At 72.3% G+C, this 23,998-nt stretch carries 23 protein-coding genes and 1 pseudogene; 12 read left to right on the forward strand and 12 right to left on the reverse strand.

The genetic code is table 11. The features are described 5' to 3' along the window. The first annotated feature begins 1 nt into the window (after position 1). Positions 2-1,228 (forward strand): acyl-CoA dehydrogenase family protein, encoded by a 1,227-nt coding sequence (locus F0L17_RS04195; RefSeq protein ID WP_155070017.1) that lies wholly within the window; start codon positions 2-4, stop codon positions 1,226-1,228. Positions 1,229-1,330: 102 nt separating this feature from the next. On the opposite strand, the gene F0L17_RS04200 is transcribed toward F0L17_RS04195, so the two are convergent. After that, positions 1,331-2,143: a nucleotidyltransferase domain-containing protein gene (locus F0L17_RS04200; RefSeq protein WP_155070018.1), complete on the reverse strand. Its 813-nt coding sequence runs from the start codon at positions 2,141-2,143 to the stop codon at positions 1,331-1,333. Positions 2,144-2,264: 121 nt separating this feature from the next. Between F0L17_RS04200 and F0L17_RS04205 the strand changes: the two genes are divergently transcribed. Further along, positions 2,265-2,666 carry a hypothetical protein gene (locus F0L17_RS04205; RefSeq protein WP_155070019.1) on the forward strand — a complete coding sequence of 134 codons (402 nt, stop codon included), beginning with the start codon at positions 2,265-2,267 and terminating at the stop codon, positions 2,664-2,666. A 73-nt stretch (positions 2,667-2,739) separates the two neighbouring features. Here F0L17_RS04205 and F0L17_RS04210 read toward each other — a convergent pair whose 3' ends face one another. After that, entirely contained in the window at positions 2,740-3,213 is a 474-nt protein-coding gene (locus tag F0L17_RS04210; protein WP_155073123.1) for a nitroreductase family deazaflavin-dependent oxidoreductase, read from the reverse strand. Positions 3,214-4,004: 791 nt separating this feature from the next. On the opposite strand from F0L17_RS04210, the gene F0L17_RS04215 reads away from it, so the two are divergent. Continuing rightward, positions 4,005-4,637 carry a hypothetical protein gene (locus F0L17_RS04215; protein ID WP_202917836.1) on the forward strand — a complete coding sequence of 211 codons (633 nt, stop codon included), beginning with the start codon at positions 4,005-4,007 and terminating at the stop codon, positions 4,635-4,637. A gap of 1,121 nt (positions 4,638-5,758) precedes the next feature. Here the strand turns inward: F0L17_RS04215 and F0L17_RS04220 are convergent. Continuing rightward, positions 5,759-6,385, reverse strand: coding sequence for a hypothetical protein (locus F0L17_RS04220; RefSeq protein WP_155070020.1), 627 nt, complete (start codon positions 6,383-6,385; stop codon positions 5,759-5,761). Beyond that, a complete protein-coding gene (locus tag F0L17_RS04225; protein ID WP_155070021.1) occupies positions 6,382-6,807 on the reverse strand; it encodes a hypothetical protein in 426 nt (141 codons plus the stop codon). The genes F0L17_RS04220 and F0L17_RS04225 overlap by 4 nt, the downstream gene beginning before the upstream one ends. A gap of 361 nt (positions 6,808-7,168) precedes the next feature. On the opposite strand from F0L17_RS04225, the gene F0L17_RS04230 reads away from it, so the two are divergent. From F0L17_RS04230 to F0L17_RS04255, 6 genes and pseudogenes are all read left to right on the forward strand, one after another. After that, on the forward strand, positions 7,169-8,602 hold the full coding sequence (locus F0L17_RS04230) for an NsdA family TPR-like regulatory protein (RefSeq protein ID WP_155070022.1): 1,434 nt from the start codon (positions 7,169-7,171) through the stop codon (positions 8,600-8,602). Between the two features lie 32 nt (positions 8,603-8,634). Continuing rightward, the gene (locus F0L17_RS04235; protein ID WP_155070023.1) at positions 8,635-9,540 is read left to right on the forward strand and encodes an aminoglycoside phosphotransferase family protein; all 906 of its coding nucleotides are present in this window, start codon (positions 8,635-8,637) and stop codon (positions 9,538-9,540) included. Positions 9,541-9,672: 132 nt separating this feature from the next. Continuing rightward, positions 9,673-9,831 carry a hypothetical protein gene (locus F0L17_RS04240; protein WP_155070024.1) on the forward strand — a complete coding sequence of 53 codons (159 nt, stop codon included), beginning with the start codon at positions 9,673-9,675 and terminating at the stop codon, positions 9,829-9,831. 24 nt (positions 9,832-9,855) lie between these two features. Beyond that, positions 9,856-10,332, forward strand: coding sequence for a hypothetical protein (locus F0L17_RS04245; RefSeq protein ID WP_155070025.1), 477 nt, complete (start codon positions 9,856-9,858; stop codon positions 10,330-10,332). Between the two features lie 42 nt (positions 10,333-10,374). Then, positions 10,375-10,899 (forward strand): annotated as a pseudogene (locus tag F0L17_RS04250) (GNAT family N-acetyltransferase); the annotation flags it as partial. Positions 10,900-11,137: 238 nt separating this feature from the next. Beyond that, positions 11,138-11,662 (forward strand): P-loop NTPase family protein, encoded by a 525-nt coding sequence (locus F0L17_RS04255; protein ID WP_155070027.1) that lies wholly within the window; start codon positions 11,138-11,140, stop codon positions 11,660-11,662. Positions 11,663-11,837: 175 nt separating this feature from the next. Here F0L17_RS04255 and F0L17_RS04260 read toward each other — a convergent pair whose 3' ends face one another. The 3 genes from F0L17_RS04260 to F0L17_RS04270 all read right to left on the reverse strand — a co-directional run bounded on the left by F0L17_RS04260 (position 11,838) and on the right by F0L17_RS04270 (position 14,309). Next, complete coding sequence (locus tag F0L17_RS04260) at positions 11,838-12,830, reverse strand: zinc-binding dehydrogenase (protein ID WP_162465772.1); 993 nt, start codon at positions 12,828-12,830, stop codon at positions 11,838-11,840. A gap of 67 nt (positions 12,831-12,897) precedes the next feature. Then, positions 12,898-13,503, reverse strand: coding sequence for a TetR/AcrR family transcriptional regulator (locus F0L17_RS04265; protein ID WP_155070028.1), 606 nt, complete (start codon positions 13,501-13,503; stop codon positions 12,898-12,900). 35 nt (positions 13,504-13,538) lie between these two features. Beyond that, positions 13,539-14,309 carry an SDR family oxidoreductase gene (locus F0L17_RS04270; protein ID WP_155070029.1) on the reverse strand — a complete coding sequence of 257 codons (771 nt, stop codon included), beginning with the start codon at positions 14,307-14,309 and terminating at the stop codon, positions 13,539-13,541. A gap of 179 nt (positions 14,310-14,488) precedes the next feature. On the opposite strand from F0L17_RS04270, the gene F0L17_RS04275 reads away from it, so the two are divergent. Continuing rightward, a complete protein-coding gene (locus F0L17_RS04275; protein ID WP_238419249.1) occupies positions 14,489-15,004 on the forward strand; it encodes a hypothetical protein in 516 nt (171 codons plus the stop codon). Positions 15,005-15,333: 329 nt separating this feature from the next. Next, entirely contained in the window at positions 15,334-15,798 is a 465-nt protein-coding gene (locus F0L17_RS04280; protein ID WP_155070030.1) for a MaoC family dehydratase, read from the forward strand. A 25-nt stretch (positions 15,799-15,823) separates the two neighbouring features. On the opposite strand, the gene F0L17_RS04285 is transcribed toward F0L17_RS04280, so the two are convergent. Both F0L17_RS04285 and F0L17_RS04290 read right to left on the reverse strand, forming a co-directional pair. Beyond that, positions 15,824-16,444, reverse strand: a complete 621-nt coding sequence (locus tag F0L17_RS04285; protein ID WP_238420160.1) for a TetR/AcrR family transcriptional regulator — start codon at positions 16,442-16,444, stop codon at positions 15,824-15,826. Between the two features lie 320 nt (positions 16,445-16,764). Next, entirely contained in the window at positions 16,765-17,916 is a 1,152-nt protein-coding gene (locus F0L17_RS04290) for an acyl-CoA dehydrogenase family protein (RefSeq protein ID WP_155070032.1), read from the reverse strand. A 67-nt stretch (positions 17,917-17,983) separates the two neighbouring features. Here F0L17_RS04290 and F0L17_RS04295 point away from each other — a divergent pair, with 67 nt between their 5' ends. Then, complete coding sequence (locus F0L17_RS04295) at positions 17,984-18,643, forward strand: TetR/AcrR family transcriptional regulator C-terminal domain-containing protein (RefSeq protein ID WP_162465773.1); 660 nt, start codon at positions 17,984-17,986, stop codon at positions 18,641-18,643. 75 nt (positions 18,644-18,718) lie between these two features. Here F0L17_RS04295 and F0L17_RS04300 read toward each other — a convergent pair whose 3' ends face one another. The 3 genes from F0L17_RS04300 to F0L17_RS04310 form a co-directional block, all read right to left on the reverse strand. After that, on the reverse strand, positions 18,719-19,810 hold the full coding sequence (locus F0L17_RS04300; protein ID WP_162465774.1) for a zinc-binding dehydrogenase: 1,092 nt from the start codon (positions 19,808-19,810) through the stop codon (positions 18,719-18,721). A 153-nt stretch (positions 19,811-19,963) separates the two neighbouring features. Then, positions 19,964-21,382: an aldehyde dehydrogenase family protein gene (locus tag F0L17_RS04305; protein ID WP_155070033.1), complete on the reverse strand. Its 1,419-nt coding sequence runs from the start codon at positions 21,380-21,382 to the stop codon at positions 19,964-19,966. Between the two features lie 18 nt (positions 21,383-21,400). Then, the gene (locus F0L17_RS04310) at positions 21,401-23,749 is read right to left on the reverse strand and encodes a molybdopterin oxidoreductase family protein (RefSeq protein WP_238420162.1); all 2,349 of its coding nucleotides are present in this window, start codon (positions 23,747-23,749) and stop codon (positions 21,401-21,403) included. Positions 23,750-23,998: the final 249 nt, after the last annotated feature.

Below are 23,998 nucleotides of genomic sequence, written 5' to 3' on the forward strand. Positions count from 1 at the left end.
CATGGACTTCGCATTCGACGCCCGCACCGAGGAGCTGCGCGAGCGGCTGTCGACCTTCATGGACGAGCACGTCCACCCGGCGGAGGCGGTGGCCGACGAGCAGCGCGCGGCGCTGGACTCCCCGTGGCGGACCCCGCCGGTGGTCGAGGAGCTGAAGGCCGCGGCCCGCGAGCGGGGCCTGTGGAACCTCTTCCTGCCCGACGCCGAGCACGGCGCCGGGCTGACCAACCTCCAGTACGCGCCGCTGGCGGAGATCACCGGCCGCTCCCCGCAGCTCGCCCCGACCGCGACCAACTGCGCCGCGCCCGACACCGGCAACATGGAGGTGCTGGCCCAGTTCGGCAGCGCCGAGCAGCGCGAGCGGTGGCTGAAGCCGCTGCTGGCGGGCGAGATCCGCTCCGCCTTCGCCATGACCGAACCGGAGGTGGCCTCCTCGGACGCCACCAACATCGAGACGCGGATCCGGCGCGAGGGCGACGAGTACGTCATCACCGGCCGCAAGTGGTACATCTCCGGGGCGATGAACCCCGACTGCGCGGTCTTCATCGTGATGGGCAAGACCGACCCGGACGGCGACGACATCCGCCGCCGGCAGTCGATGGTGCTGGTGCCGCGCGACACCCCGGGCGTCGAGGTGCGCCGCGCGATGACGGTCTACGGCTACGAGGACCACTGGCACGGCGGCCACGCCGAGATCCTCTTCCACGACGTGCGCGTCCCCGTCGCCAACCTGATCGGCGAGGAGGGCGGCGGTTTCGCCATCGCCCAGGCCCGGCTGGGACCGGGCCGCATCCACCACTGCATGCGGCTGATCGGCATGGCCGAGCGGGCGATCGAGCTGATGTGCCGCCGCGCGGGCACCCGTACCGCCTTCGGCAAGCCGCTGGCCGCGCAGGGCGTGGTGCGGGAGTGGATCGCCGACGCGCGGGTGTCGGTGGAGCAGCTTCGGCTGCTGGTGCTCAAGACGGCGTGGCTGATGGACACCGTCGGCAACCGGGGCGCGCACACCGAGATCCAGGCCATCAAGATCGCGGTGCCGCGCACGGTGGTGGGCATCCTGGACCGCGCGGTACAGCTGCACGGCGCGGGCGGGGTCAGCCAGGACTTCCCGCTGGCGGAGCTGTGGGCCTCGGCCCGCACCCTCCAACTCGCCGACGGCCCCGACGAGGTCCACCAGCGCTCGCTGGCCCGCCGCGAGCTGAAGCGCTTCGCGCCTGCTCAGGCCTGAGTCCCACGCCCGGAGGGCGCGCGAAAGGTGTCAGGACTCCACTCCTTGGGAGCGGAGCCCTGACACCGGGAGCGAGATGCCCGCCCGACAGGGCAGGCGCTGTCACCCGGCGCGGTTCCTCAGCGCGGCGGTGGTCTCCCCGACCAGCGCCCGCGCCTCGGCCACCGTCGCCGCCAGCGACTCCGGGGTCTCGCCGGGCGCCCCCAGCAGGCGGCGGACCCGCGGGCCGAAGCCGGCCGGCGCGGCCGGCAGTGTCTCGGCGACGGCCAGCGCGCCCTTCTCGTTGAGGCACCAGCGTCGGTCCTCGGCGAACACCGCCTGCACCAGCACACCGACCGCGCGGGACAGGCAGAGCGAGACGTAGAGCGTGTCCGCCCCTGCCGCGCCCTTCGCCGCGGCGTCGACCAGGAACTCCGCCTCCCAGGCTGCCGCGGTCAGCGCCTCCCGCAAGGACTCGGGGTAGACCGCGGTCCTGCGCCGAAGGCCCGTCAACGCTCCGGACGGATCGGCCAGTACCCGGCCGAGCGCCACCTCGCCCGCGTAGCACGGCGACCAGAATCCGAGTGGATGCCCGGCCTGTACGCCCACCTCGTACCGGCCCTCCCGGCAGTCCGCCCACACCCGCTCGACCCGGTCCAGGTCCCGCAGGATCCAGTCCACCGCCACACCGTCCACCCGCAGCCACGCACCACCGTTCACCCAGGGCCCCCAGCCGCCCGGACCGGCCACCTCCACCCCGGGACCGGCCAGCGCGCGCAACGCGGCGAGATCCAGATCGCCCCGGTAGTAGACGCCGAGGTCCCAGTCCGATCCGGGCCGGTGCTCGCCGCGCGCCCGGCTGCCGCCGAGCATCACTCCGACCACGCCCGGCACCTCGGCCAGGCGGCCGGCCATGTCCTCGATGATCCTCCACATGGAGCGAGTCTGGCAGCCGGCGACGTGCCGGGCCTGCGGATGACGCTCCTCACGTGGCCGGTGTCTCCTGCCGGGCTCCGCCCTTGACCTCGATCTCGCTTGAAGTAAGACACTCAAGCGCATGGACACCACGAGCAGCGGCACCGTTCTCTTCCGCAACACCATGCGCATCGCCGACGGCCACCTCGACGGCTTCCGCCGCGCCATCGCGCAGGCGGTGGCATTCGCCCAGGAGCACGGACCCCAGCTCATGGTCGAGGTCTTCATCGACGAGGAACGGATGCCGGCGCACAGCTTCCAGCTCTACCGCGACTCGGACGCCGTCCGCACCCACTGGCGGCTGTCGGACCCGTACATCCGCGAGGTGATGGAGCACTGCACCGTGCAGCACTTCGAGGTGTTCGGCGAACCGGACCACGACATCGTCGCCGCCCTCAAGACCCCCGGCGGCGAGTCCTTCCCCTTCACCGTCTCGCCCCGCCTCGCCGGCTTCAACCGCCTTGCGGAGTCCGGGCGGGGGTGAGGCACCCGCTGAGACGGTCGGTACCGTGCCGCCCGGCAGCGTCACACCGACCGGCGCCGGAAAACCGTCGGTTTCACGGTCGGCGTGGGCTGAGGCGCACAAAGGGCAGTCGCCGTCCGACCGCACGGTGGTCCTCCGGTGCGCCGTCGGCGGAGAAGCCCATGACACGCACGAGTCTGCGTGCGGCCCGGGGGCGGCCGGATGCGTAGCGGGCCATGAAGTCGCCGCCTTCCTCCCCGTCGAGCGGGTGTGCGGTGACGGGGAGGGTGCGCAGGCCGACCTGGGTATCGGCCCCGGGTGTGGCGAGGAGGTTCCGGTACCAGGCGGCTTTGGGGCCGAAGCCGGAGCAGACCGCATAGCTGCCGTCGGTCCAGTCGTGTTCGATGACCTCGATGACGACCTGACGGTGCTTGCCCGGGATGCGTCCGGTGTGGTTCAACAGCAGCAGTCGGCCGCCGAAGACCCACCCCAGGCGCAGTCGGTAGAGGTGGATGGGGGCCCGGAACAGCAGGCGGCGGATGCCGGTGGGCGGGGTGGGGAACTGCAGGTTTCCGGCGAAGCGCTTGACCTTGCGGGAGTACTGCAGGTCGTTGCCCCGCTCGGTGGCGCCGGCCACGCGATCGCAGAAAATGAGCGTGCCGTCCAGCGGCATATGGCTCAGACCCCGCTCGCGGCAGCGCTCCAGCACCTGGTGCAGGTCCGGTGCCTCCTCGGCAAGGACGTCGATGTCCTCGTGGAGGTACTCCTCCGGCCTTCGGCCGGGTGGTGCCCCAGTAGCCGGTGGCCTGGGAGACCCCGGCGTCGCGAGCCAGGCGGTGCACGCAGGTGCGGTGGCGGAACCAGCGCAGCACCTTCCGCCGCCTGCCGGAACGGGCCCAGCGCCCGCGCTCCGCGCGGAGTGCCGATGCGCCGCCGGCGGGCGGCCGGCAGGCGGGCGAGGAAGACCACCACCGGGCAGGGGCGTCGAGCACGGCAGGACAGGGGACCAACGTGAAGCCTCTGGTGTCGCAGGACGATCTTGTGAGAGAGGGGACCGTCCTACCAGAGGCTTTACGTCTGCCCGCCACCGGGGCAGAACCATCCGGTCCACCCCGATACCGAAACTTCGCCCGGCTTCGCGCAGACCGTTTCGCTGAGAAAATCCCACTGCACCACTGCTCGCCATCGGGACCGAGTAGGGTTCCTCCCGATCCACCGCCAGGTGCTCTCGTCCGTCGGGGCGGAGCACATGAATCCGTCCAGGAAAGTGAGTGCGAATTGAACAGCCAGTTATCGCTGCGGATCCGTACGACGACGGCAGTTCTCCGAAGCAGGCTCGCCGCGACATTCGGAGTGGTCGTGATACTCGCGGCCGTCCTCACCGGCACGACCACCACCGCGGCAAGCGCCGCCGAAACCGGCACCGCGAAGGCCGCAGCGAGTGGATGGAGCTGCTCCGGGGAACCGGTTCCCGCCGGGTACGTCATCACCGCGCACGATCGCAATGGCTGCAACGGCAGGGGATCCTGGTATCAGCAACCCGTCCGTGACGGCATCTGGACCTGTTCGGGCTCGCCGATCGTGTCCGGATACGTCATCACCGGCCACGACAAGTACGGGTGCAGCGGCATCGGTTCCTGGTACCACAAGCTCGCCCGCGACGGCATCTGGACCTGCGCCGGCTCGCCGATCGTGTCCGGATACGTCATCACCGGCCACGACAAGTACGGGTGCGGCGGCATCGGTTCCTGGTACCACAAGCTCGCCCGCGACGGCATCTGGACCTGCGCCGGCTCGCCGATCGTGTCCGGGTACGTCGTGACCGGCCACGACAAGTACGGGTGCGGCGGCATCGGTTCCTGGTACCACAAGCTCGCCCGTGCCGGTCTCTGGGTGTGCCCCACCTCGCCCGTCCCGGCGGGGTACCGCGCCACCACCTACAACGCGTACCAGTGCAGCGGCCTCGGCGGGAGGTACCTCGAGCGCGCCTGACCCCGCCGGTCACGCACACAGCACGCTCGCCGTAAGCGCGTCGAAGGCACCACGTACCGCGTGGTGCCTTCGACGCGTTTACGGCGCGTGCCGTCCGAGCAGGCCTGGCGGGCGTTCGTCCTGCGTCCGTGCCCGCACAGGTCCGCACCATCCTGGACGGGCATCCGCCGGTGTCGTCCATACCCCACCACGGTGGGTTCCCCCGAAGAGCGTACGGCCCGGGAGGGCGGTCCGGATCATGCAGGGTTCCGCGGACGATCCTGTGAGAGAACCGTCCTGCCAGGGGCTTCATATCTGCCTACCACCGGGGCAGAACCACCTGGTCCACCCCGACGCCGAAGCCTCGCCCGACTTCCCGCAGACCATTTCGCCGAGAAAACCTCACTGAGCAACCGTGACAGCCCGTAACGCGCCCCCGACACATCGGGGCACGGATCGCCTTCCGTCATCCCCGGACGCCCAGAAGCCCTCGTTTCCGTCAACCACCTCTTCTGGGCGCTGTGCCGAATCCACGAGCTGAGAAGCACCACGGTAAGTCCCGGCACGAATGCCGCCCACGGACACAGGGCGGCATTCATAAAATTCACCACTCCCAGTGCCGCGACGATCGGAATCGACACCCTGACCGGATCCGTGAGGGTGTGACGCAGCACGTATCCGGCCGGAGGATCGGACGGCACGGTTTCCCGTACCACGGTGATGTCCTGCTCGGGCTCCATGATGCGGCCGTATCGCCGGTGTACGGCCGTTGTCGCCGAAGGAGCACCTCCCAGGTGAAGCACCCTGCCCCATCCCACTCGTGTGTCCGAACACGGGTGGCACGGAACGGGCCGAGCGGTTCGTACGTCCTGACGGTTCCACAGGGAGGCGCCGAGCAGTGGCTCCGAGGGCGTGACCGGTCGCACCGTGGAGCGTCCTACAGCTTCGCCGTCGCGGCTTCCGAAGCACCCCGTTGCGGCCGTCGTCGGGGGTGTGGGCGATGGCCTCGCACCGGTAGGAGCGGGTGGCGGGCACGAGGGGGCGGAGTCCGGTGACGGCCGTGACGTCTCGCGGTGGCTGGCGTACGTCCTGGTGGCGGAACGGCTCGGATACGTGCGTCTCGCGGAGGAGCCATGGCCGGTTCACAGGGGCCGCCCGGTGTGGAGGTCGACCGGGGTGCAGCCGTTGAGAGTGCGGGCGGCCTGGGCGGCCGGCGTCCAGCGGACCTCGGGCTGTTCGTAGAAGACGACGGTCTGCCGGTCGGGGACGAGGCGGCCGTTGTGGAGGCGGTAGGTCTGGCCGTGGACGCCGTCGAGTACGGAGTCGCGGACGCGGACCGCCACCGCTCCGGTGCCGCGCAAGTGGGGGCAGAGCCCGGCGGCCTTCGGGGCACAGGGCAGGCAGACGGGCGGATGGACGGTGACCAGGCCCTCCGGCCAACCGGCCCAGTCGGCGCGGTCGTCCTCCAGCAGCCACAGCACCCCGTACTCGTCGCGGTCGGCCGGAGACCCGCAGATCTGGCACAGCAGCCGGGCCATCGCCCGGCGCTGCCGCTGGGGATGAACGCGGGAGTAGCGCGGCCTGCCCCGGCCCGGATGCAGGGCGCGGCGTACCCACAGCGCGCCGGCGGCGTCGCGGTCGTGGGGCACCTCGTCGGAGTAGGCGATGCCTCGCGCGGTGGCGATCACCGCAGGCGTGAGGCGCTGCTCACCGCTCCAGGCGGTGATGTACGGCACCACGTCCGGCCGGCTCTGGGGCTGTGCGTTCACGGCCACCGCACCTCCCCGGCCGGCGCGGCGGCGGTACGTGGCCGGCAGTGGTCGGTGCACGGCCGCCCGCCGTTGACCGCCGCCAGGTGCAGGAACCGCACCGGGTGGGCCCGCCAGGTCAGCCGGTGCCCGTTCCGGTAGACGGTCAGCGCGTAGGGGCGGCCCCGGCGCAGCCGGACGTAATCCTGGAGCGAGCCGGGCCCGTGCACCCAGTGGTCCAGCACGTACCCGGCCTGCAACGGTCCCAGCGACGACGCCACCGCCCGCGCCCCGACCCGCAGCCACCGGATCGCCGCCTCCGGCGACGCGGCGGCGTACGCGCCGCGCCGCTCCTCCGTGCCCGGTTCGCTCTCGGCGGCGGTGACCGCCTCGCACCACACACCCGACCGGACGAGAGCGGCACGGGGCAACACCTCCCGCATCTGCGCGGAGGAACAGACGAGGAGACGCCGCGCTTTGGTCGTACTCCAAACCGTCGTGCGAGCGATGTCGAGGTGTGGACGCACTGTTTCCTGCCTTCGTCGGAGAACCGCACTCCTGCTCGCCTCCCCTGGGGAAGTGCATCGCCCGGGGCGAAACCTCCGTATTTCCGGCGAGGCGAGGTGCGTCAGGTTCGCCATGACGGCAGGGGGCGAACAACCTGGAGAAAACACGGATGGTGCCCAACCCGCGGCTTTTCTCGGTCGGCCGGGGCAAACCCGTGAGAAGTCACGGATCTCCGTCACGGACCGTGGAGTTGATCACTACGCTCGATGACTGTCCGGGTGAAACGGAGGTGGGAGTTTGTCGGAACAACACCGCCCTTCCTGCGCCAAGCGCTGGCGGGAGCACGCGACCGCCGAACAGTGGGCTGTCGAGCGGACGGTGGACGCCATCCACGGCTGCTGCGGAGTGAGCAGGCTGCGGGCGCACCGGCTGGCCCGTGGCTGGACGCTGGGCACCGCCGTGGCCGAGTTCCACCGCATGTGCTCCGAATCGGGCGTGACCTCGCCACCGAAAGCGGACGAGGACCAGCTCGCCCTGTGGGAGAAACGTCCGGACCGCCGTCCCAGAGCAGCGACGGTGGATCTTCTCTGCCGTCTGTACCGGACCGACTCCCAGGGCATCGGTCTGGTCGGGGATTACCGCCGCTCCTCTGAGTTGGAAGCTCCGACTCCCCGTCCCTCATCGGGGTACGTTCGGGAGAACTCGGCGAGGGGGCCTTTCGCCGCCGCCCGTTCGGAGGGCGACACGATCACCGATCTCCCGGCCGATCCCATCGAACGCATGGCGGGGTCGGTACGCCGGTCCGTCGACGGAACGCTGGCGTCCACCAGTGTGAGTACCGGCCAACTCGACCTGTTGGACGAGCGGTTGCTGTGGCTGCGTACGCAGTACATCTCCACGCCGCCGGAGGCGATGCTGGGGGTGCTGCTCGCGGACCTCGAAGAAGTCCGGACGCTGGCGGCCGAGCGGCAACCGGCCGCAGCGCAGGTGCGGCTGTCGGAGACGATCGCGCTCCTGGCGACCCTCGTCGCCGACTGCCTGATGAAGCTCGGCCGCCTCAGGCAGTCTCGCGCCTGGTACGCCACGGCCCGCACGGCGGCGGACGACAGCGGGAACATCGAGATCCGCGCCAGGGTGCGCGCTCAGGCGGCGATGCTGCCCTACTACTACGGCCCGTTGGAGTCCGCGATCTCGCTGGCCCGGGAAGCCCGTCTGCTACTGCGCCACCGCTTCAGCGCCACGGGTGCCTTCGCCGCAGCCGCCGAGGCACGCGCACTCGCCAGGCAGGGCGATGCCTCGGGAGCGGAAGAGGCGCTTCACAACGCGCGTAGTGTGTTCGAGAAGTGCGAGCACGGACCGGTGGAGGACGCCTTCGCCTTCCCCGAGCGCCGACTGTTGCTCTACCTCAGCGGTGTACACACCTTCCTCGGCCGCAGCCGCCAGGCCCGTGAGGTCCAGCAACGGGCACTGTCCCTGTATCCGAGCCACAGCGGTATCGACCCCGCACTGCTCAGACTGGAGCAGGCCATCTGCCTCGCCCGGGAAAGGAACCTGACCGAAGCGTGCAGACTGGCGGGTGCGGCCTACCTTCAGGCATCCCCGGCCCATCGGACGACGATTCTGGGAGCACGGGCACGGCACGTCATCGAGGCGCTGCCACCCTCGGCCAGGTCCGCCCGAGCCGTGCGGGAACTGGGCGAGATCCTGGCGCTTCCTCCGGGGACGGTGTGACAGGCATGCGCACCCTCGGCCAGCCTTGGTCCATGACTGCACCGCTGCCCCGCCACGGTGGGTTCGCCGAATCCGAGCTGCGACACGTGTTGGAACGCGCCTGCGAGACGGCCGGGCTGGACGGCACCGGCGCGGTGCTGCTGCGCGGCCACACCAATGCCGTCGTACGCCTCACCCACGTGCCCGTCGTCGTCAAGATCGCCCGGCGGGGTTCGCACCCGGCCGGGGTCGAGCGCACCGTCCGCTTCGTCCGGTGGCTGATGGAGCGGGACTTCCCGACCGTCCCGCTGTATCCGGGCCCGGATCAGCCGGTCGTCATCGACGGCCACCCGGTCACCTTCTGGACGTACCTCCCCCAGCCCGACAAGCCGATGACCGCAGGCAGCATCGCCGGGCCGCTGCGTGCCCTGCACCGGCTGCCCGCCCCGCCGTTCCGGCTCAGGCCGCTGGACAACGTGTCGGCGATCCGGGCCTCCCTCGCGGCGATCACCTCGCTGCCTCAGGAGTCGGTCCGCTTCCTCTCCCGGTGTGTGGACAGGTTGGAGAAGCAACTCACCGACCTCATGTACGAACTGCCCGAGGCCGTTCTCCAAGGTGACCCTCAGCACCGCAACGCCCTGTACGACGGCGATCGCGCCGTGCTGTGCGACTGGGACACCGTGGCCTGGGGTCAGCCGGAGTGGGACCTGACGACCATCGAGATCCACTGCCGCCGCTTCGGCCACGGCACCGAACACTACGAGCGGTTCGCCCGGTCCTATGGCTACGACGTCACGGGCTGGTCCGGTTATCCGGTCCTGCGTGACATCCGTGAATTGAGGATGATCACCACCAACGCCCGCAAGGCGGCCCACACCCCCGGTTCCCTGGCGGAGGTGGAACGCCGCATCGTGGGATTGCGGGCATCGGACACCCGGCTGCGCTGGAACATACTCTGATGCCGTATCCGCCCCTTCCCATCACATACAGGAATACCGGGCGCGATGCCGGCGGTGCACGGGACAACGGCCCATGCGCCGAAAGGCGGGGAAAGAGTGCTCGTCGCGCACGACGCCGACAAGCTGGAATGCGTGATTCAGGGGCTGGAGTACCTGGAACAGGGCTATACCAACGCCCGGGAGTGGGTGGACACCACCCGGGCGAAGCTGAAGACGCCCTCCGCGCAGGCACTCGCCGAAGCGGCGGAAGGCATGTCCATCACCGAGTGGCAGCGCACCTACCTGCGCTGAAGCCGCATCCTGCGAAGGAGACCCATGCGCGTGGGAATCACCGGGCACCGCGGGCTGCCCGAGCCGGTCGCCGAGCGGGTGCGGGCCATGCTGGAGGCAGAGGTGCGGCAGTACCCGCCGGGTGAGCTGGTAGGGGTGTCTTGCCTGGCGGACGGACCGGACGCGTGGTTCGCCGAGTATGTGCTCGACCATGGCGGGCGTGTCGAGGCCGTCCTGCCCGCTGAGCAATACCGCGACGATCTGCCCGAGTGGCACCACCCGACGTACGACGGCCTGCTGGAGAACGCGGTCGAGGTGCACCGCACCGGGCTGGTCGAGTCCGGCTCCCACGCCCACCAAGCAGGCAGCGAGGTCCTTGTCCGCCTGGTCGACCGGCTGTTCGCCGTCTGGGACGGGAAACCGGCGCGCGGCTACGGCGGCACGGCGGATGTGGTGGCCTACGCCCGCCGCACCGGCGTCCCCGTCCGGGTGCTGTGGCCCGAGGGCGCCTCCCGGGACTGACGGCGTTGCCGCCTCGCCCGGTCCGGCGGGAGAATCCGGGGAATGCGTGATCGACTGTGGCTACCGGCCGGGTTGTGCCTGCGCCCGTGGGCGCTGTCCGGCATCTCCGCCGTACCGGAGGCGTTCGCGGAACCGGTGATGGAGCGGCAGGCCGACACGCCCGTCACCACGGCAGCGGAGGCCGAGCAGTGGCTCCGGCGGCGGCGGGACCAGTGGCACCGTGGAGTGGCCTACGGCTTCGCAGTCGCCGACGGCAGCGACACGGCTCTGGGCGGTGTCGCGGTCGGCGGCGTCAACACGCAGCACGGCACCGGATGGGTCTCCTACTGGACCACCGCCGCCGCCCGTGGCAGGGGCGTGGCGGCCCACGGCTGCCGGGCGCCGGCCGACTGGTGCTTCACCGACCTCGGCCTGTTCCGCCTCGAGTTGGGGCACCGCACCGACAACCCGGCCTCCTGCCGCGTGGCCCGCGCGGCGGGGTTCGCACCCGAGGGTCTGCAACGGCAGAAGCTCGCCTACAACGGCGTCCGCTACGACGTCGAGCTGCACGCACGGCCGGCGACGGACTCGCCACCCGAGGTAGTCGGGCCGAAGCGCGTTAGCTGTCACCAGCAGGATCGGACGAACCAGGAAAAGGGACCGGACGAAGCGTCCCGGTTGTCACAGTCGAGGTATCCGACTCGTCACACACGCTCAATCAGCGGTCCTTCTGTCACCAGAAGCAAAGACCGAGAACCTGCGGTTCTCTGCCCGGATCTTCTCCTCTGCCCGTACCTGCGGCCCGCACGACGCTAACGTCAAGTCCATGATCGTATGGCTCAACGGCACCCACGGCGCGGGCAAGACGACGACCAGCACACTCGTGCAGCAGCTCATCCCGGACTCACGGGTGTTCGACGCCGAGAAAGTCGGCGAGACACTCATGGACATCACGCCAGGACTGCCCGCGACGGACAACTTCCAGCACTGGCCGCCATGGCGGCCGCTCGTGGTCGAGACCGCCCGACGCGTCCTCGACTACACCGGCGGAACCTTGGTGATGCCCATGACCGTCCTGGTCGAGCGGTACTGGCGCGAGATCGGCTCGGGTCTTGCCCAGCACGCCATTCCGGTCCGGCACTTCGTCCTCCACGCCGACCAGGACACCCTCCGTGCGCGCATCGCGGGCGACACCGTTCTCGGCCCCAACTCCCCGTTCCGTCTCCAGTACCTTGAGCCCTACGCCGAGGCAGCCCGCACGTGGCTGCACGCCGAGGCCGAGGTCGTGGACACCACGCACATCACGCCCGGCCAGGCCGCCCAGCAGATCGCAGAGGCCGTCAAGAGTTGAGACGACCTTCCGGCGCTGTACCTCGCAGGTGACAACAGGCCTGCCTATGTGACAACTGTCGCGCTTCGGCTCAAGCGCTCGGCCGTCCTCCGGCTCGCCGGTGCCGTGTGTCCCCGAACCGCTGGGCGGTCCGGAGTCCGGGGACACACGGCGTCGGCCGGTGGGCCGGAGGGGCTCAGGGGTGGATGACGACGCGGCCGGTGGTGGTGCCGTCGGCGACGCGCTGGACGGCGTCCGCCGCGCCCTCCATCGGCACCCGCTCGCTCACCAGGGGCTTGATCGCGCCCTGTTCGGCGAGCTTGGTCAGCTCCTCGTGGCAGGCGCGGACGGCGGCCGGGTCGTGGGTGTTGTACAGGCCCCAGTGGAGGCCGAGGATGGCGTAGTTCTTCACCAGGGCGTGGTTGAGGCCGGGGCTGGGGATGGTGCCGCCGGCGAAGCCGACGACCACGATCCGGCCCTCGAAGGCGACGCACTTGGTGGAGGCGGTGTACGCGTCGCCGCCGACGGGGTCGTAGACCACGTCCGCGCCGTGCCCGTCGGTGGCCTCCTTGACCGCCTCGGCCAGGCCCTTGGCACCGTCGACCGCGCGCCGGTCGATCACCGCGTCGCAGCCCAGCTCCCGGGCCGTGGCGGCCTTCGCCGGGCCGCCGACGACGCCGATCACCTTCGCGCCCGCCGCCTTGCCGAGCTGGACGGCGGCGCTGCCCACTCCCCCCGCGGCGGCGTGGACCAGCAGGGTCTCGCCGGCCTGGAGGCGGGCACGGCGGTGGAGGCCGAACCAGCCGGTCTGGTAGCCGATGTGGAGGGCGGCGGCCTCGGCGTCGTCCAGCGCCCCGGGGGCGGGGGCACAGCGGGCCTCGTCGACCGCCACCAGTTCGGCGAAGGCACCGTGGGGCAGGTCGGGCTGGGCGATGACGCGGGTGCCGGTGGCGGTGGCGGTGCCCTCACCGGCCGCCACCACCTCGCCGCACAGCTCCACGCCGGGGGTGAAGGGCAGCGGGGGCCGTACCTGGTAGTGGCCGCGGCACAGCAGCGCGTCGGGGAAGTTGACGTTCGCCGCCCTCACCCGCAGCAGGAGGCGGCCGGGGCCGGGCTCGGGGTCCGGGACCTCCTCCAGCCGCATCACCTCGCGCGGTTCGCCATTGCCGTGGACGCGCCATGCCTTCACCGGGACCTCCGCCCTGGTCGTTCCGTCGTGTTCGTCGGGTGGTTCGGGGCACCGGGCCCGCGGGGCCCTACGGCCGCAGGGCTCGCAGCAGCAGGTCCGCCAGGTGGTCGGCGACCTCCCGCGGGGTCATGCGACCGCCGGGCCGGTACCAGGTGCTGAGGTGGTGGACGGAGCCGAAGTGGTAGTCCACCACCAGGTCGGCCGGGGTGGCGGTGGAGAACACCCCCGCCTTCTGCCCCTCCTCGATCAGGGCGCGGAACCGCTCGTGGTAGCGGCGCCTCTCGGCCCTGACCTGCTTCTGCTTCTCCTCGCCGAGCTGGTGCATCGAACGGAAGAAGATCGACGCGTCGTCGAGGTTCTCGATGGTGGTGACGACGACGTCGGCGGCCGCGTCGCGCAGTCGCCGCTCCACGGGGGCGTCGGCGTCCGCGAAGGCGTCCAGCCGCTCCTGCTGGAGCCGCAGCACCCGGCCGTAGATCTCGTGGAGCAGGTCGTCCTTGGAGCCGAAGTAGTGGTAGAGGGCGCCCTTGGTGACGCCCGCCGCCTCCACGATCTCCTGCACCGAGGTGCGGTCGTAGCCGCGGTCGGCGAACAGCCGGGTGGCGGCGGCCAGCAGCCGCTGCGGGACCGGCTGCTCGGTGGTGTCCCGCCGCTGGGTCGCCGGGCTCGTCATGGCGCTTCCTCCTGGTCCTCGTGGCCGTGCCGGACCTACTGGTCCCGCTGGATTGTCTCCAGCTTCCGCTGCACATGATTCATGCCGGCGATCCACTTGTCGGTGTCGGAGGCCCGCGCCACGGCGTAGCGACCGACCTCGGGGTGCGGGAGGACCAGGAAGCGCCCCGCGTCGACCGCCTCCAGCACGGCCCGGGCGACGTCCTCCGGCTCGATGGCCGTCGGCTCCAACACCAGTTCGCCGGCGGTGGAGGCGGAGGCGAGCATGTCGGTGCGCACGCCCTGCGGGCAGACGGCGTGGACGTCGATGCCGCGGTGCCGGTAGGTGACCGACAGCCACTCGGCGAAGGCGAGGGCGGCGTGCTTGGAGACGCTGTAGGGCGCGGAGCCGACCATGGTCAGCATCCCGGCGGCCGAGACGGTGGCGACGAACCGGCCCCGACCGCGCTCCAGCCACTCGGGCAGCAGCTCACGGGCGGCGCGGACGTGGGCCATCACGTTGACGTCCCAGGCCGCCTCCCAGACGTCGTCGGCGGCCTCGGGGCCGCCGGAGGGGGCGATGCCGGCGTTGGCGCAGAAGACGTCGATCGTGCCGCCGAGCGCCCGGCGGGCGGCGGGGACGATCTGCGAGGCGTCGCCGGGAACGGCGACGCCTCCGACCTCCTCGGCGACCGTCCGCGCGCGGTCGGCGTCGAGGTCGTTGACGGCGACCCGGGCGCCGCGCGCGGCGAAGGCGCGGGCGAGGGCCGCTCCGATGCCGCCACCGGCTCCGGTCACCACGACCGTCGTGCCCCGCATGTCCGCCATGCCCGCTCCTCGACTCGTCCCGCGCCGCGTCGGCGGCCTTCCGGCGACCCGCCCGCCGAATCCGAACAGACTAACCAGTCGGTATGTGGCTTGGGAAGATTCCGGGGCACACGGATCCCACAGAGGGTCCGGTACGTCCCAACGATGACGATCGGCGACTCCGTCGGAGGTGGTACGCGTTGGCCGGTTTCAATGCCCTGGCCGAACAGGTCCGTGATCCTGACAGAGATCCCTCCCAGCGCCGACAGGCGTTGCGCAAGTGCCTGGAGCGCTTCGCGCCGTACGGGCACCGTGCCACCTGGCACCACCTGTGCGCCCGGGCGGGCATCTCCCCCGACGACCGTTCCCCCGACCCGGAGCGACTGGTCTCCGCGCTGGAGGAGTTGGAGGAGGCCCGGGAGGTCTGGCTGGCGTACGAGCGTGACTTCGCGCGGCGGCGCAGACAGCAGAAGTACGACGGCATCCGGCAGCCGCCGGGCCACGACGACTGGCACCGTCGCTGCTGGGGCGGTCGCATGCTGCTGCCCGTCGAGGACCCCGAGGCCGCACCGCCCGCCCCGCTGGCGGAGGTGCTGCGCCGCCTGGTCCGAGAGGCGGAGGCACGCGAGGCGCGGTGCGCGGCGCAGGCGATGCACGGCATCCGGCAGGCGACGGCCGAGCGCCGTCCGGTCGGGAAGGTGCCCGTGACCCACTGAACGGTCCGCGGGCCCGCGGGGGCCGGTGGAGCCGGTGGGGCACGACGGGAGGCTCCGAAGGGGCAGGACACCGAGAGCACAGGGACACGAGGACACAGGGACACGAGGACACACGGAACGAACACGTCCGCGCGCACGGGGACGACGTGCGCGCGGACGACGAGAGGACGCGCGGGGGCGGGCGCCGCCACGGTGGCCCCCGCTCCCACGCGCCGACGGCGGCCCACCCGGTGGGCCGCCGTTGACATGTTCGGAGCTCCCCAGCATCCTGAGCAAGCGCTTAGTCGTAGATCGGACCAAGAACACCACGGTTGGGGAGGCGAACGTCCATGGCGGAGCCCAGGGTTTTCACGTCGGTCGAGGAACTGCGGGCGGCGGTCGGCGAGGAATTGGGCACCAGTGACTGGCTGGAGGTGGACCAGAAGCGGATCGACCTGTTCGCGGACGCCACCGGCGACCACCAGTGGATCCACGTCGACCCCGAGAAGGCCGCCGCCGGCCCGTTCGGCACCACCATCGCGCACGGCTACCTGACGCTCTCGCTGCTGCCGGTGCTCGTGCCGCAGTTGATCCGGGTCGAGGGCGTGCGCATGGGCATCAACTACGGCGTCAACAAGGTCCGTTTCCCCGCCCCCCTGCCGGTCGGCTCGCGGGTGCGCGCCGGCGCGCGGATCACCGAGGTGACCGAGGTGTCGGAGGAGTGCGCCCAGCTCACGACGGTGGTGACGGTCGAACGCGAGGGTGGACAGAAGCCGGTGTGCGTGGCGGAGAGCGTCGTCCGCTACTACCTGTGACGGTCCCCGGCCCCGGTCGTGGGACCTACCGCTCCGGCCGGTCGTCCCCCCGCTCGGGGGTGCCGGCCGGGGCGGTGGGCCCCGTGGCCGGGGCCTCGGTGCGGGCACCGACCATCCTCAGCACCAGGTCGGCGTAGAGCGCGCCGATCTGCTCGGGGGTGCGCGAGCCTCCCGAGCGGAACCAGCGGGCGACGTCGATGCAGAGCGAGAGCACCGCCAGGGCGGTGCCCCGGATGTCGGCGACGGTGAACTCCCCGGCGGCCACCCCGTCCGCCAGGATGCCGCGCAGGATCTCCTCACTGCGCCTGCGGAGGGCGACGATCTCGGTGTAGTGCTCCTCGGCCAGCGCGTTCAGCTCGTACTGCACCACCCGGGCCGTGGTGTGGCGCTCGGCGTGCCAGCGCACGAAGGCGTGCACGGCGGCGGCCAGCCGTCCGGCGGACCCGGTGGCGCTGTCGGCGGCCTCGGTGAGGATGCGCACCGACCGCTCGTGGCCGACCCGGCTGATCTGGTAGAGGAGTTCCTCCTTGGTCCGGTAGTGGATGTAGAGCGCGGCGGGGCTCATCCCGGCGCGCGAGGCGATGTCGCGGGTGGTGGTGGCGTGGAAGCCCCGTTCGGCGAACGCCTCGACCGCCGCCAGCAGCAGCCGTCGGGCCGCGTCGGGCTCGACCCCGCCCCAGGAGTCGTCCGCGTCGGCCGCACCGTCCGCGCCGTTCGCGTCGGCGGCGCCGGTCGCCCCGACCGCGCCCTCCGCGCCCTCCGTGTCCTTCGTGCTCCCGGCACCGGCCGCGCCGTTCGCCGCCGCGCCGTCCCCGGGCCCGCCCGCGGCCCCGGGCTCCGTCTCCGCCGTCATGCGCACCTCGCCCCGTATGGATCGACCGGGCGAACACGATACATCGACGGTCCGGCGTCGCTGAGCAGCCGCTTAGGGAACGTCTCCGGGGACGACGGGGAGGCGGTCGGGCCTCAGAAGGCGGACACCCCGGTCAGCGAGCGACCGACGAGCAGCTTGTGGATCTGACTGGTGCCCTCGTACAGCGTCATCACCCGCGCGTCGCGCAGCAGCTTGCCGACCGGGTACTCGTCGATGTAGCCGTAGCCGCCGAAGACCTGGAGTGCGTTGTTGGCGGCCCGTACGGCGGCCTCGGAGGCGTAGAGCTTGGCGACGGAGGACTCGGTGGCGAAGGGCAGGCCCCGGTCGATGTGGTCGGCCACCCGCCAGGTCAGCAGCCGGGCGGCGTCGACGTCCACGGCGATGTCGCTGATCAGCTCCTGGACGAGCTGGTGGTGGGCGATGGTCTTGCCGAACTGCTCGCGCTCGCCCGCGTAGGCCACCGCCGCGTCCAGCGCCGCCTGTGCGATGCCGACGCAGCCGGCCGCCACCGACATGCGGCCCTTGGCAAGGGCGGACATGGCGACGGAGAATCCCTTGCCCTCGGGGGCGATCCGGCAGCCGTCCGGGACGCGGACGCCGTCGAGCACCAGTTCGGCGGTGGCCTGCCCCCGCAGGCCGAGCTTGCCGTGGATCTCCCGGCGGGTCAGGCCGGGGGTGTCGGTGGGGACGAGGAAGGCGGTGACGCCCTGGTGGCCGGGCTCGGGACCCGTGCGGGCGAAGAGGAGCACCACGTCGGCCCAGGTGCCGTTGGTGATGAACATCTTGGTGCCGTCGATCACCCAGTCGTCGCCGTCGCGGCGAGCGCGGGTGGCGAGGTGGGCGGCGTCGGAGCCGGTGCCCGGCTCGGTGAGGCCGAAGCAGCCGATCGCCTCGCCGGAGCAGAGCCGGGGCAGCCAGTGGTTCTTCTGCTCCTCGCTCCCCCAGGCCGCGATCGACTTGGCGACCAGGCCGAGGGAGACGGAGAGGATGCCGCGCACGGCGGAGTCGCCGCGCCCCAGCTCCTCGGTGACCAGGCAGTACGCCAGGTGGTCGCCGCCACAGCCGCCGTACTCCTCCGGGATCGTCAACCCCAGGAACCCCAGATCGCCCAGGGACCGCACCACCGACCGGTCGACGCTCTCGACGCGGTCCCACTCGGCCGCGTGCGGGACGATCTCGCGGTCGACGAACTCCTTGGCCAGCCGCCGTACGGCGACCTGCTCCTCCGACAGCTCCAGATCCATGCCCATTAAACTAGCACCGCTAGTTACCGAGTCGTAGACCCCGTACGAGACATCGAGGATGTGATCCGTGGCACGCCCGCGCACCCCCCTGCTCAGCCGCGAGCGGATCGTGGCGGCGGCCCTCGCCCTGGTGGACGCCGAGGGCCTGCCGGCGGTCTCCACCCGCCGGCTCGCCGCCGAACTGGGCGTCAGCGGCCCGTCCCTGTACAACCACTTCCGCACCAAGGACGAGATCCTGGACGCGGTCGCCGACGCCGTGTGCGCCGACGTCGACCTGTCGATGTTCGACGACGGCACCGACTGGCGCGCGGCGCTGGTGGCGTGGGCCCGCTCCTACCGGGCGGCGCTCGCCGCCCACCCGAACATCGTTCCGCACCTGGCCCAGGGCCCCGGCCGCCGTCCGAGCCAACTGCGGATGGCCGACGCCGTCTACGGCGCGATGCTCGACGCCGGTTGGTCCCGTGCCCAGGCCACCCGCATCGGCGCGATGATGCGGTACTTCGTGGCCGGTTCGGCGCTGGGCTCCTTCGCCCGCGGCTTCGTCGACGACGCCGCGCTCTACGAACGGGACTACCCCCACCTGGACCAGGCCCACCTGCTGGCCGAACACCAACAGCGGGTCGACGAGGGAGCGTTCGAGACGGGCCTGCGCGCCCTCGTCGACGGGCTCGCGCTGCGGTTCCCCGCGGGGGACGCCGGGACGGCCCGGGACGCCCCGGACGCCTGAGCCGCCGGGCGCCGACCGGCACCCCCCGAGGGGGCGCAAGCCCCATCGCACCTCCTCACGCCCCCTCGCGCTTCCTCACTCCTCGTCGAACATCACCAGCGCCCGGCCGCCGCGCCCGGCGAGCATGGCCTCGAAGGCCGCCGGCACCTCGTCCAGGCCGATCCGGTCGGTGACCAGCGTGCCCAGGTCCAGCGCGCCGGAGCGGACGTGCTCGGCGAGCACCGGCAGATCGCGGACGGGGTCGCAGTCGCCGTAGACGCAGCCGGACAGGGTCCGGGCGAAGTGGAAGATCTCCAGCGGTGAGAAGGAGACCCGCGTGTCCTTGCCGCCGATGCCGACGACCGAAGTGCGGCCGCCACGCCGGGTGGAGGACCAGGCCGCCCGGATGGTCTCCGCGCGCCCCACGCACTCGATGGCGGCGTCGGCGCCCAGGCCACCGGTGATCCCGCGGACCTCCTTGGCGGTGGTGTCGGAGGCGATCAGGAAGTCGGTGGCCCCGGCGCGACGCGCCAACTCCTCCTTCTGCGGGGAGACGTCCACGGCGACGATCCGGTCCGCGCCCGCGATCCGCGCCGACTGGATCACCGCCAGGCCGACCCCGCCGACGCCGAAGACGGCCAGCGACTCGCCCTCGCGCAGGCGGACGCTGTGGTTGACCGCCCCGTAGCCGGTCAGGACCGCGCAGCCCAGCAGGGCCGCGTCGGCCGGCGGCACGCCGGCGGGCAGCGGCAGCACGCCGCGCTCGGCGACGACCGTCTCCTGGGCGAACGCGGCCGTGCCCAGCCCCGGGTACAGGTCGCGGCCGTCGGCGGCGCGGGCGTAGGGGACGCCGCCGGCCGCGTTGGCCTCGGTGCACAGCCAGGGCTCGCCCAGCCTCGCGCAGAAGTGGCAGCTCCCGCAGGAGGGCGCCCAGTTGAGGACGACCCGCTGCCCCGGCGAGACGGAGGTCACGCCCTCTCCCACGGCGGTCACGGTGCCCGAGCCCTCGTGGCCGAGGACGGCGGGTACGGGCTGGCGCAGGGTGCCGTTGGACAGCGACAGATCGGAGTGGCAGACCCCGGCGGCGGTGAGGCGGATCCTCACCCGGCCGGGGCCGGGCTCCGGCAGGTCGATCTCCCCGATCTCCAGTGGGGCATGGACGGCGGGCAGGACTACGGCGCGGACCACGTGGCGTTTCCTCTCGTGTCCTCGGCGGACGTGCGGCTTCTCGCGGGGCCTGATCGGAACTGCTCCGAACTGCTCCGAACTGCTCTGAACTGTTCTGGACTGTTCTGGACTGCTCTGGACCGTTCTGGACTGCCGGGAACTGCTCTGGACCGCTCAGAGCTGCAGGGACTTGGTCTGGAGGTACTCGGCCAGACCGTGCGGCCCCAGTTCGCGCCCCACACCGGACCTCTTGTACCCGCCGAAGGGCGCCAGCGGGTTGAAGCGGCCGCCGTTGATGTCCACCTGGCCGGTCTCCAGGCGGCGCGCGAAGGCCACGGCCTCCTCGTCGTCCGCCGCCCACACGGCGCCGGCCAGACCGTACTCGGAGTCGTTGGCGATGCGCACCGCCTCCTCGGTGTCCTCGTACCGCATGACGCTCAGCACGGGGCCGAAGATCTCCTCCCGGGCGACGGTCATCTCCGGTGTGACACCGGCCAGCACGGTGGGCCGCACGTAGTAGCCGCGCTCCACGCCCTCGGGCGCCTCGGGGCCGCCCGCGACGAGGGTGGCGCCCTCCTCGACGCCGGTGCGGATGTAGCCGGTGACGCGCTCCCGCTGCCCCGCGTTGACCACCGGCCCCAGGCGGGTGGCGGGGTCGGTGGGGTCCCCGGGGGCGTACTTGGCGGCGGCCGCCGCGGCGATCTCCACGGCCTCGTCGTAGACGTCGGCGTGGACCAGCATCCGGGTCCAGGCGCTGCACGTCTGGCCGGAGTTGGCCATCACGTTGCCCACCCCGATCTTCACGGCCTTCACCAGGTCGGCGCCGGGCAGGAGGACGTTGGCGGACTTGCCGCCCAGTTCCAGGGCGACCCGCTTGACCGCGCCGCCCACGATGGCGCCGACGCGGCGGCCGACGGCGGTGGAGCCGGTGAAGGAGACCATGTCCACGCCCGCGTGCTCGACCAGCGCCTGGCCGGCGACCGGGCCGAGTCCGGTGACGAGGTTGAACGTCCCGGCGGGCAGCCCCGCCTCGGCCACGGCCTCGGCGAAGAGCCGCGCCACCAGCGGGGTGTCCTCGGCGGGCTTGAGGACCACGGTGCAGCCGGCGGCGAGCGCCGGGGCGACCTTGGCGACGATCTGGTGCAGCGGGTAGTTCCAGGGCGTGACGGCGCCCACCACGCCCACCGGCTCGTGCAGCACCCGGGAGGTGCCCAGCTCCTCCTCGAAGGGGTGCTCGGCGGCGAGCCGGGCATACGTCCCGGCGACCGTGACGGGCAGGTCCGCGTGGACGGCCCGCGCGAAGGAGACGGGGGCGCCCAGCTCCGCGGTGACGGTGGCCGCGATCGTCTCGCGCCGGGCGGCCAGCGCGTCGTGGAGGGCGCCGATCCGCGCCGCGCGGTCGGCGGGTGGTGTGGCGGCCCAGCCGGGCAGGGCCGCGCGGGCGGCGCGCACGGCCGCGTCGACGTCCTCGGCGGTGCCCGCCGGCACGGTGCCGATGATCTCTTCGGTGGCCGGGTTGACGACCTCGATGGTCCCGTCGCTCGCGGCGGGACGCCACTCCCCGTCGATGTACATGCCGTTGTGTGCCTGCATGACTCTAAACTAGCGGCGCTAGTTTGAGGTGTCAGCAGGACGCCGCGTGCCGTGGGTCACGTGGGGCCGCGCCGCCCCTCCCGAAGGGCCCGCCGGCGCGCCGGCGGGCATCACCTCCACCGGGAAGCCGTTGAGCACGGCCGTCCCGGAGAGCGGGTCGAGCAGCCGGCCGTCCAGCAGTTGGTTGACGTTGACGCCGGGGTCGGCGGCGGCCACCGGCGTCCGGGTGCCGGGACGGTCGTGGCCCCAGCCGTGCGGCAGGCTGACGACCCCGGGCAGCACCGCGTCGGTCACCTCCACCGGCACCTCCACCTCCCCTCCGGCGCCGACCACGCGGGCGAGGCCGCCCTCGAACAGACCCAGCCGGGCGGCGTCGTCGGGATGCACGTGGAGGGTGCAGCGGTTGCCGCCGCCCCGCAGTCCGGGGATGTTGTGCATCCAACTGTTGTTGGAACGCAGGTGGCGTCGGCCGACGAGCACCGGCGCCCCGGCGGGCCCCCGACGCTCCGCCAGGGAGCGACGCAGTCGGGAGACGTCGGCGACGATCGGCTCCGGGCACAGCTCCACGGTGCCGGAGGGGGTGCGCAGCACCTCGGGCAGCCGGGGCCGCAGCGGGCCGAGATCGACGCCGTGCGGGTGCGTCAGCAGCCGGGCCAGGGTGAGCCCGTCGGGGTTCGCGCCGAAGCCGTCGCCGTAGGGGCCCAGGCGCAGCATCAGGTCCAACCGGCGTTCGACCCCGTCCTCGCCGGTCAACAGGCCCGCCAACTCCGCCGGTTCGCGGCCGTGGACCGGGGAGCGGGAGTCGGCGACGGCGGCGGCCAGGGTGCGCTCGATCACCGCGGCGTCGACGGAGCTCGGGTCCCCGCCCGGCGCGCCGGAGGCGCACAGCACCAGTCGGGCCAGGATCTCGCCCTCGCCCATCTCCCCCTCGCCGAGGGGGATCACGGGACGGGTGAGGCGCACCTGGTTGCGGACGGCCAGGCCGTTGAGGGAGAAGTCGAAGTGCGGGCTGCGGGAGGGCCGGGGCGGCGGCAGCACGACGTGGGCGTGGCGGGAGGTCTCGTTGAGGTAGGGATCGACGCTCACCATGAAGTCCAGACCGGCCAGCGCCCGTTCGAGTCGGTCGCCGTTCGGGGCGGAGAGCACGGGGTTGCCGGCGACGCAGACCAGCGCGCGGACCCGTCCCTCGCCCGGGGTGTCGATCTCCTCGGCCAGCGCGGCGGCCGGAAACTCCCCCTTGACCTCCGGGTACCCGCTCACCCGGCTGTGCCGGCGGCCGGTGACGAAGCCCCGGCCCGCAGCGGGGGGCCGGGGCGCGCGGGCGGTGGCCGACAACGGGAACAGCACGCCGCCGGCCCGGTCGAGGTTGCCGGTGAGGGCGTTGAGGACGTCGACCAGCCAACTGGTCAGGGTGCCGAACTCCACCGCCGTGCTGCCGATCCGTCCGTAGACCGCGGCGCGCTCGGCGGCGGCCAGCTCGCGGGCGAGGGCGCGGACGACATCGGGCTCGACGCCGCACGCGTCGGCGACGGCCTCGGGGGTGAAGTCCGCGGCGAGCCGCGCCACGTCCTCCACCCCGCTCAGGTGCGGCGCGGCCGCGCCGGGGTCGACCAGGTCCTCCGCGAAGAGGACCTGGACCATCGCCATCAGCAGCAGGGCGTCGCCGCCGGGGCGCACCGCCACGTGCCGGTCGGCCAGGCGCGCGGTGCGGGTGCGGCGCGGGTCGACCACGGTGAGGGTGCCGCCGCGTTTCCGCAACGCCCGCAGCCGGCCGGGGAAGTCGGGCGCGGTGCACAGGCTCCCGTTGGACTCCACCGGGTTGGCGCCGACGACCAACAGGTGGTCGGCGCGGTCCGGATCGGGCACGGGGATGGCCGACGGATCGCCGTACAGCAGCCCGCAGGAGACGTGCTTGGGCATCTGGTCGAGGGTGGAGGCGGTGAAGAGGTTGGGAGTGCGCAGCGCCTTGATCAGCAAGGGGGGATAGAGGGCTCCGGCGACGGTGTGGACGTTGGGGTTGCCCAGGAAGAGGGCCACCGCCCGGGGGTCGCCGGCCGCCAGGACGCCGCCGAGCCCTTCGGCGACCGCGGCGAACGCCTCCTCCCAACTCGCCTCCCGCAGCGCGCCGTCGCGGCGGACCAGGGGACGGGCGAGTCGGTGGGGGTCGCCGTCCAGTTCCCCGAAGAGGGCACCCTTGGGACAGACGTAGCCCCGGCTGAAGACGTCGTCGCGGTCGCCGCGCGCGGCGGTGATCCGCTCCTGACCGTCCCCGACCGCGGCGACGGTGACGGTCAGACCGCAGGTGGCCTCGCACAGCGGACAGATCCGCAGGGCCGCGCGGGTGCGCTCGCCGTCCCCCGGGCCCATACCGGCCGCTCCCGTGCCCGTGCCCGTGGCCGTGCTGACGCTCTCCGACATCGATCCCCCTCGCAGGCGGTGTCCGGTGAGTAGGACGGCACCGGCGGCCACGCCATACCGACCAGACGGTAAGCGCACCTTAGCCCCGGCACCCTCGTCCTGCCCAGAGGCGGGAGCCGAAACGGCGGCACGCCCGTCACACCCTCGCCGTTGACGTGCACCCCCCTGATTCCTATGGTTTCCAACAGGAAACCCTGA

Origin of the sequence: Streptomyces taklimakanensis, assembly GCF_009709575.1 — a bacterium.
GTDB lineage: Bacteria > Actinomycetota > Actinomycetes > Streptomycetales > Streptomycetaceae > Streptomyces > Streptomyces taklimakanensis.